The sequence below is a fragment of the Chitinimonas sp. genome, assembly GCF_041904975.1.
GTDB lineage: Bacteria > Pseudomonadota > Gammaproteobacteria > Burkholderiales > Chitinimonadaceae > Chitinimonas.
Genome location: NZ_JAYRLZ010000203.1, coordinates 1 through 8,096, shown reverse-complemented (window position 1 = coordinate 8,096; position 8,096 = coordinate 1). Strand labels below are relative to the sequence as shown.

8 protein-coding genes, 1 tRNA gene and 1 pseudogene are annotated in these 8,096 nt (G+C 61.2%); 1 reads left to right on the top strand and 9 read right to left on the bottom strand.

What is annotated here, in order from left to right; genetic code table 11:
- A pseudogene (locus ACE3OH_RS16340) lies at positions 1–326 on the bottom strand (glutamine synthetase); the annotation flags it as partial.
- 66 nt (positions 327–392) lie between these two features.
- Entirely contained in the window at positions 393–836 is a 444-nt protein-coding gene (locus tag ACE3OH_RS16335) for a hypothetical protein (RefSeq protein ID WP_374355334.1), read from the bottom strand.
- 271 nt (positions 837–1,107) lie between these two features.
- Here ACE3OH_RS16335 and ACE3OH_RS16330 point away from each other — a divergent pair, with 271 nt between their 5' ends.
- Entirely contained in the window at positions 1,108–1,827 is a 720-nt protein-coding gene (locus ACE3OH_RS16330) for a substrate-binding periplasmic protein (RefSeq protein WP_374355331.1), read from the top strand.
- Between the two features lie 68 nt (positions 1,828–1,895).
- On the opposite strand, the gene ACE3OH_RS16325 is transcribed toward ACE3OH_RS16330, so the two are convergent.
- From ACE3OH_RS16325 to ACE3OH_RS16295, 7 genes are all read right to left on the bottom strand, one after another.
- A tRNA-Phe gene (locus ACE3OH_RS16325) sits at positions 1,896–1,971 on the bottom strand.
- Between the two features lie 60 nt (positions 1,972–2,031).
- On the bottom strand, positions 2,032–2,571 hold the full coding sequence (locus tag ACE3OH_RS16320) for a hypothetical protein (RefSeq protein WP_374355328.1): 540 nt from the start codon (positions 2,569–2,571) through the stop codon (positions 2,032–2,034).
- Entirely contained in the window at positions 2,568–3,191 is a 624-nt protein-coding gene (locus tag ACE3OH_RS16315) for a hypothetical protein (RefSeq protein ID WP_374355325.1), read from the bottom strand. The genes ACE3OH_RS16320 and ACE3OH_RS16315 overlap by 4 nt, the downstream gene beginning before the upstream one ends.
- Positions 3,188–4,798 (bottom strand): hypothetical protein, encoded by a 1,611-nt coding sequence (locus ACE3OH_RS16310; protein ID WP_374355322.1) that lies wholly within the window; start codon positions 4,796–4,798, stop codon positions 3,188–3,190. Before ACE3OH_RS16310 ends, ACE3OH_RS16315 begins: the two co-directional genes overlap by 4 nt.
- A gap of 1 nt (position 4,799) precedes the next feature.
- Positions 4,800–6,002: a type II secretion system F family protein gene (locus tag ACE3OH_RS16305; protein ID WP_374355319.1), complete on the bottom strand. Its 1,203-nt coding sequence runs from the start codon at positions 6,000–6,002 to the stop codon at positions 4,800–4,802.
- Positions 6,002–7,696: a GspE/PulE family protein gene (locus tag ACE3OH_RS16300; protein WP_374355316.1), complete on the bottom strand. Its 1,695-nt coding sequence runs from the start codon at positions 7,694–7,696 to the stop codon at positions 6,002–6,004. The genes ACE3OH_RS16305 and ACE3OH_RS16300 overlap by 1 nt, the downstream gene beginning before the upstream one ends.
- A partial coding sequence (locus ACE3OH_RS16295; protein ID WP_374355313.1) for a hypothetical protein occupies positions 7,693–8,096 on the bottom strand: 404 nt, incomplete at its 5' end. The genes ACE3OH_RS16295 and ACE3OH_RS16300, both read right to left, overlap by 4 nt.

Genomic DNA, 8,096 nt, shown 5'->3' with positions numbered 1-8,096 from the left:
AGTTCACCGCTCAATTCCACACAATCGTGTATCGCCAGATAGCGCGGTGTCCTGCTCCAGGGCACACGGCGCAGGCTGGCCGGCTCCGGTACCAGGCGAACATCAGGGTCTTCATCGGGGAAAATCGGGTCGTAGGAATACTCGCCGGTCACGCACTGCATCGGAATTGCCTGCGCCATGCGTAGCTCAACGCCATCGGAAAAGTTGGCTGCCGGCATCAATTTGCCGCGTGGATAGCCGGATACGTCGGGAAAGATGCATTCGATATCGCGTACCCCTTCGCGGCGAAACTGCTCGGCAAGATCGCTTCTTGCTGCGGTATTCATGGGCATGGTTCCGGCTGAAAATTGGATGGTAGTCGCTGGCTGGCCGGCGTGTTGGTGCTGTCAGGTTCAGTTTTGTCGCCAGATTTGTAACAGGCCAAGCAGGTGCACCAATCCGAAGATGGTGCAGATGGCCGAGCTCCAGAGCCAGAATGGAGTGAGCTGGCGTGGCGCCAGCAGCCAAAGCGGTAGTGGCGCCATGCCGCGCAACAGATAGATGGCGGTAATGACCAGCAAGGCTGGTTTGATCAGGGGCAGGCCAGACAATACCGGCAAGCCGGCACCGGCCAGGGCATAGGCGCTCCACAGCATCAGCAGCAAGGCAATGCCCGATGTAATGAAGCCCGGATAGACGGAGCCTGCCTCGGCCACCTTTGCCATTGCTTCGCCGGCGCCAAAGAAGCGGTACCAGTTGGCGCCGCCAAAGATGATCAAGACATGCAACACGGCAGCAGTGCTACTGAGGCCGGCGCCGGCCAGCAGGAAAACATTTTCATGGCTAAGGACGTTCATCAAACCTCTCCGGATCGTGCGGTATCGTTTGGCTCGCGTAAACGCTACAAGCCCTTGCTGATGAGTGACCAGTATGGCAGATCGCCTTGCGCGAATCGCCACGCTTGAGTGCGCTGCAAGCTGTTGGCGGATTCTACAAGCCTGCACTGTGCTGCCGGCGTCGGCATGGCCTGGCATGCTTCGGTGCCAGAGTGCCGCTTGCCGCCGCTGCGCGGGCGAGCCTCCAAGCGCTGGAGCCGCTTCGGAAAATGTCTATGCTGCTTGAATGATCTTGCGCCAATTTCTGCTTGTCATCCTGTCCTGCTTCGCATTCGCTGCGCCGTTGCGGCTGGTGATGACCGAATACGCACCCTATAGCTGGCAAGCCGCCAGCGGTGAGGTAATGGGTATTGAGGCCGACATCGTGCGCGAAGCGCTGGTGCGGCGTTTGCGGCTGCCGGTGCAGATGGAGGTGCTGCCTTGGGTACGTGCGCAAAGCTATGTCGAACAAGGTAGCGCTGATGCGATGATCGCCTTTCCGAGCGAAAGGCGCCGTGCCTATGCACTGGTCAGCGAGGTGCCTGTGGTGGACTGGAGTGTGAGTCTGTTTGTCAGTCGCCAGCATCCAAGGCAACAGCAACTGGCCAAAGTGCGTGACGCCAGGGATCTTGCCGGTTTCAGCCTTGGCGTGACCGCAGGCAATAACTGGGCGGAGGAGCGCCTGCAGGGCTTGAGTGTCGAACGTGCCCCCAAGCCGGACAGCCTGCTGAAAATGCTGGTTGCCGGGCGCATCGATGCGATTCCCGATAGCCCCATCGTGCTGCGCTATTACCTGCGTGAGCTGGGCCTGAAAGACCAGGTTGCCGAGGTCGCGCAACTGGATGCGCGCAGCCTGCATTTGTTGATCAGTCGCAAGTCACCTTATGTCGGCATCTTGCCGGAGATCGACGCTGTTTTGCGCGCAATGAAGGTCGATGGCACGCTGGCGGCGATTGTGGCGCGCTATCAGTAGCGACGGCGCTGCGGCGAGCGACGCCAAAACAAAAAGCGGCTCACATTGCTGTGAGCCGCTTGAATGCTTGGTGGCCAGTCGCGGAATCGAACCACGGACACGCGGATTTTCAATCCGCTGCTCTACCAACTGAGCTAACTGGCCGCCGTAGAGAGGCCGAATTAAACAGTATTCACGGATGGGCGTCAAGCATCTTTCGAAAAATTATTGTGGGCGACTTGGCGTCGGTGCGCCGGCCGTGTGGGATTGGCTGGTAGCTGGCGCCGCCGTTTTGCCGGTTTTTCCGGCGGCAGGCGGCTGGCCACGTCGTCCAAGTGCTTGAAGCAGCAGGTTCAATTCCTGCGGCGGGCGTTGGTAAACCTCGCGCAGATTGCCGCCGGCGGGATCGAGCGTCTGGCCGACGCGGATGCGCACATTGCGCGGGTCGGGTGGGGGTAGGGTGACTACCATGGTACTGGCGTCGAGTCCTGTTGCCTGAACGCTGGCCCCTGCCACACTGCCACCGCGAAAGCGTTTGCCATTTACCCAAACGATGGGCGGCTTGCCGTGGCGCAGCACGATGCCGTCCAGGCGGATATCGCGACCGCTGTCTGCGCTTTCGATACCGACCCGGATGCGGTCGAGTTCATCGCGCTCTGCCTGACTGAAAAACAGGCGACCAATTGGCGGCTTGGCAGCCTCTTCTGCCCGGGTTAGCAGGGGCAGCATGGCCAGCACGCACAGCAGCATGTGTCCGTTTCTCATGACGGCGCTCCCGGTGCGTTGGCGGGCTTGTCGATGGTGATGATGTCGCCATCGCAGCTGAAGGTCATCAGATAGGGCTGCTCACCGCTGGCACCATCCGGTGCGCGCTTGAGCAGGCACTGTCGCAGTATGAAGGCGCCTTGCATCTGCCTGAGCGAATCGATCAGCCGTACGGCATCCAGATCATGCAGCAGCTTGCTGTCCAGGGTGAATTTGCTGGCATAAAGCTGCAGGTTTTCCAGCGGTTCCGGACTCGGTGGCGCGTCTTCCAGGATACGGCGTGGCGAGATCTGCACGGTCAAGCTGACCGGGTTGCCTGTCAGCGAGGTTGCGGTGACGTATTCCACCCAGGGCAGGCGCTGCTCGGTGCCCAGTACGGCACGCTGGCGCAAACTATCGACAATGGTCTTGTAGGTATCGACTTTGGCCCGATCTGCTACCGCGGCCTCGGCCTTGGCCTGGGCGGCGCTGGCTGCACTGACGGCTTCCTCGTGCTGCGCCTGGTGTTGTGCTTCGAGCTTGCGCCCGCCGACTACCACGCCGATCAGCAGTGCCAACGACACCAAGGCTGCGCTGAGTGAGCGCTTGATGCGGTGCAGATCCTGTAGCTGGAAGTTCATGGCGCACCCCCGGCAGGGCTTGTCGGCGGCAATTGGCTTACCAGCTTGATGGCAAACTGGGCTGCAGCCGCTTTTTCGCCAGAGCCGTTTATCGACAAGGATTTTTCCGGCCGGGTGTCGACAGGCAGTGCAAGCGTGCTGACCTTGGTGTTGGCGCGCGTCGCCAGGGCGGCATTGATGCGATTGAGGAGATCGATCGCATCGCGGTGGCGCAGCTCGTATCCGGGTAGTGTCGCCTTGAAGGCGACAATCACATAGGGCGACGTTGCTGGCACTGCCGTGCCATCGACTGGCACTTGTCCCGCAGCGGGAGTCGTATTGCTGTCTGCCTGATCGCTGAAACCTTCCGGAATGGCATTGGGATCGTTGCTGACGCGCCAAGCCAGTTCATTCAATTCCACTTCAGGAAATTGCTCAAGCAACCCGGAAATGGTGACGAGGCTGGGCGTGAGCTGCGGCCGCTCTTCCACCAGCTTGCGGTAGGCAAGAACGACGTTCTTCATGCCGGTCGGTGTCAATTCACCTGCCTGGGTTTGCGGCGCATTCTTGGCATACAGTGCCTCGGCAGCGGCCTGTTGTTGCTGCTGTCGCATGGTATCGCGTGCGAGCTGGCTGGATTGTTGCCAAAACCATAAAGCAGCACCGATAGTCGCCACCGCCGCAACAGCCGTGGTGGCCAGCAGGCCGCGGCTGATCTGCCAGAACAGATAAGGTTTGCGCTGAACTGGGGTGGCGTAATGGTTGGACGGTTGCCGCAGGGCGATCAGGCGTAGCCACACTGGCTCGCAGCTGTCGCCTAGCTGAAGCGGCGAAACGCCCAAGCTGGCTGCGAAATCGCTGATTGCCAGGAACTGGTAGTGGATCAACTCGCTATCCGGGCAGGCGGCACGCTGGGGCGCCACTTCCTGATCGGCGCAGACCATGACGACCTGCATCGGTTCAAGCCGGTCGATGGCGCGCAGGCTGGCCAGAAATTGGCGGGCGCGGGCGGCTTCGCCGGCCAGCAGGCTGGCGAATGATTGGTGATCATCCACTTCCGGCGCGGTCAGGCGCGAAAAGCGCAGGCTGCCATCGGCGATATAGGTTTGGCGCAGGCCGCTGCCGAACTGGCGCGTGACAATCAAGGCCTTGGCCGGGATTGCGGCGACACGGCGGATATGCCGGGCAGTCAGCAGGGTGACCGAGTACACGCCGACTATGCGCAGATCGCGTGCGTTTATCCGCTCCAGCCACTGATCGAGTGGCAGGCGATTGGTCAGCGCGGCGAGCAGGAAACGGTCATCGCGCCGGCCGGTGGATTCACGCCCTTGCGGGGTGGCGCTGCGGTAAGGTGTTTCGCGATACAGCGACTCCAGCCGGCGACGGATGATGCGCTGGCGGTTGCGTGCGCCGACATGCGGTATGGTTTCCGCCCGGTAGTCCTCTTCCTGCAAGTCCACCAGCAGGTAGTAGAGCGCCTGGCGCTGGCCGTCGATGAATTGCTCGAAGGCGGTGAGGCCGTCGGCATCGGCCGTGAAGGCGTGAATCTGCTCCAGTACAGCGCTACTGCCGGACGAGACGGTCAGGCCGCTTTCGGTGATGAACAGATAAAAGCGCGGCAGTGCCATATCAGGTCTTGAGCTTGGTCAGCAAATCGTAAATCGGCCCCAGCACCGAAATCATCACCGAGCCGAGGATCAGGCCCAACACCACGGTCATGACCGGCTCGATCAGGGCCTGGGCTTTTTCGATCGATTCCTTGACGTCGCGGTCGTAAAAATAGCTGACATTGCGCAGCGCATTGTCGAGAGCCCCGGTGCTCTCGCCCACCCGCAGCATGCGAATCACCAAGGGGGGAAACATGCGCACCCGCTCGAAGCTGCTCGATACCCCCTGGCCCTCGCTGATCAACTCGCGTACCTCGGTCAGCCCCTTGGCCAGCACCAGATTGCCGAGCACACCTTCCAGTATGCGCAGGCTGTCCAGAATGGTGATGCCGGCGTCGTACATCATGGCGAAGTAGTTGGCAAAACGCGCCAACACGATTTTTTTCAGCAAGGGGCCAATCACCGGAATCTTCAGCTTGATGCCATCGACCTTGTACTGGTACTGCGGGTCGCTGCGCTTCCACAGCCACATGGCAAACAGCAGGATAAACGGGCTGGCGACGATGACAGGCCAGTCATTGACAAAGAAATCCGATACGGCGATCAGCACCTTGGTGTTCCATGGCAGGGTCTGCTGCATATTCTTGATAAAGCCGACCAGCTTGGGCACCAGATAGATCATCAAAAAGGCAATCACGCCAAGGATCACCGTGCCGACAAAGGCCGGGTACATGATGATCTTCTTGGTTTGCGCCGCCAGCTCGTCCTGGGCTTTCAGGGTTTCGGTCAGATTGAGCAGCACATCGGGCAGGCGGCCGGTGGCTTCGCCGGACTGGATCAGATTGGAAAACACCGCGTCAAACACGGTCGGATGTTTGTTCATGGCCTGCGAAAGCTGTAGCCCGCCCTCGATATCTTCGATCATGGTGGCGATGATCTGCTGGAAATGCTGGTTTTCCAGCGAATCGCGCAAGTCGTCCAGGCCTTCCAGCAGCGACACGCCGGCGCGGGTCAGTTGTTCCATATGGAAGCAGAAGGTGATCAGGTCGGCTCGCCGTATGCTTTTGCCGCCGAACAGCGACGGGCGGTATTCGACCTCGCGCTCCTCGATCAGGTAGAGGCCAAGCCGGTTCAGCCGTGACTCCAGGTCAACCAGATTGGCGGCCTCGGTCTGGCCGCGCACCTGGCGGCCTGCCTGGTCGATGGCGAGGTATTTGTACTGCATCAGATGCGGTCCGTCAGGTCGACGACCCGCGAGATTTCATCCAGCGAAGTCAGGCCTTCCACCACGCGGCGGATCGCATCCTCGGCCAGCGGTCGGAAGCCATTGGCCAAGGCGTGGCGGCGGATTTCGCGGGTGGTAGCGCGCCGCGCAATCAGCTCGTCGAGTTCGCCATCCATTTTCAGGATTTCCAATACGGAAATCCGCCCCTTGTAGCCCTGGTTATCGCAGTGCTCGCAGCCTTCGGCGCGGAACAGGGTCAAGGGCACATGGGCGTCGATGCCAAACAGGTGGCGCTCGAACGGATCGGCCTCGTAGCTGACCTTGCAGTGCTTGCACAGCTTGCGTACCAGGCGCTGCGCGACAATGCCGATGATATTGCCGGCCATGATGTCGGGCAGCACGCCGATATCGAGCAAGCGTGGAACGGCTCCGATTGCCGAATTGGTATGCAGGGTGGAGTACACCTGGTGGCCGGTCATGGCGGCGCGAAACGCCATTTCGGCGGTGTCCTTGTCACGGATTTCGCCGACCAGGATGATGTCCGGGTCCTGGCGCATCATCGAGCGGATGCCGGAGGCGAAGTCGATTTTTTCTGATACCGAGGTCTGGCGGATCATCGGCAGCGGGTACTCGACCGGGTCCTCCAGGGTCATGATATTGACCCCCTCGCTGTTGACGTGGCTGAGAATGGAATACAGCGTGGTGGTCTTGCCGGAGCCGGTCGGGCCGGTTACCAGGATGATGCCCTCCGGGCGGGCCATCATCAGTTTGAGCATATTGAGGTTGTCGTCGGGCAAGCCAAGCTGGTCGAGTGGCACCAGGCCCTTTTGCCGGTCGAGAATACGCAGTACCACATTTTCGCCATACACGGTGGGCTGGGCGGCTACCCGGAAGTCCAGCGCACGGCCCGACACGGTCAACGAAATGCGGCCGTCCTGTGGCGCACGCGTTTCGGCGATATTCATGGTGGACATGACCTTGAGCCGCACCACCATGGCCGGCCAGTAGGTCTTGTGCAGGCTGCGGATCTGCCGCAGCACGCCATCGATGCGGTAACGGATGCGCACAAACTGCGGCTCGGGCTCGAAGTGCACATCCGAGGCGTTGCGATGCACGGCGTCGGCCAGCAAGGCGTCGATCAGGCGCACTACCGGCTGGCTGTATTCGGCATCGGCGGACGACAGGCTGGCGTAATCGACCTGGCCGGTTTCGATCTCGTGCAGGATGCCGTCGATGGACAGCTCGAAACCGTAGTACTGGTCAATGCTGCGGATGATGTCGGTTTCGCCGGCCAGTACCGGCTCAACTTCATAGGCATTGCGCAGCAGCGCCCGCACCTGGTCGATGGCGACCAGATTGTTCGGGTTGGCCATCGCCACGGTCAGCTTCTTGCTCTCGTCGTCCACTGCCAGGGGCAGCATCAGATTGCGCTTGGCCACATCTTTGGGTAGCAGGCCGATGGCGGCGGCAGTGGGGATGGTCTTGGATAGATCAACCGCGCTCTGGCCCAAGTTCTCCGACAGCGCCTCGCGCAAGATCGCATCGGACACAAAGCCCAGCCGCACCAATTCTTTGCCGAGCGGCGTGCCGGTCTTCTTTTGCTCGGTCAGCGCAATGCGCAGCTGGTCCTGGGTGATGATGCCCTTGAAGACCAGCAATTCCCCTAAGGGGAGTTTTTTCGGTGCTTCGCTCATGGCCGGCCCAAGGCATCCAGCCGCCGGTTGGCGGCGTCGCGATCGAAGCCACCGCCGCTGCCGGCCAAGGCTTTGCCATAGTATTCGGCGGCCAGGCGCCGCTCGCCCAGCGCATCCAGGCTGACTGCCAGATTGAAGGCATGGTCAGGGTCGCCTGGTGCGGCGCTGTAGGCGCGAAAGTAGAAATCCTGCGCTTCGCGCCAGCGGCCTTGTTTGGCCAGCAGGCTGCCCAGCGCGCTGGCGGTGGCAGCCTGCGGCTGGGCCTCATACAGCTGGCGTAATTTGCCTTCGGAGCCCTCGACTTCACGGTCGCTGGCAAGGCTGGCCAGCGCGGCGGCGGCCAGCGGGTCTTTCGGGTCGCGTACCAGCAGGGCTTGATAGTAGCGCCGCGCTTCGTTCA

Coding starts and splice junctions, on each gene's coding strand:
- ACE3OH_RS16300 (WP_374355316.1), bottom strand. CDS start 7,696: ATGAGCGAAGCACCGAAAAAACTCCCCTTAGGGGAATTGCTGGTCTTC.
- ACE3OH_RS16305 (WP_374355319.1), bottom strand. CDS start 6,002: ATGCAGTACAAATACCTCGCCATCGACCAGGCAGGCCGCCAGGTGCGC.
- ACE3OH_RS16335 (WP_374355334.1), bottom strand. CDS start 836: ATGAACGTCCTTAGCCATGAAAATGTTTTCCTGCTGGCCGGCGCCGGC.
- ACE3OH_RS16315 (WP_374355325.1), bottom strand. CDS start 3,191: ATGAACTTCCAGCTACAGGATCTGCACCGCATCAAGCGCTCACTCAGC.
- ACE3OH_RS16320 (WP_374355328.1), bottom strand. CDS start 2,571: ATGAGAAACGGACACATGCTGCTGTGCGTGCTGGCCATGCTGCCCCTG.
- ACE3OH_RS16310 (WP_374355322.1), bottom strand. CDS start 4,798: ATGGCACTGCCGCGCTTTTATCTGTTCATCACCGAAAGCGGCCTGACC.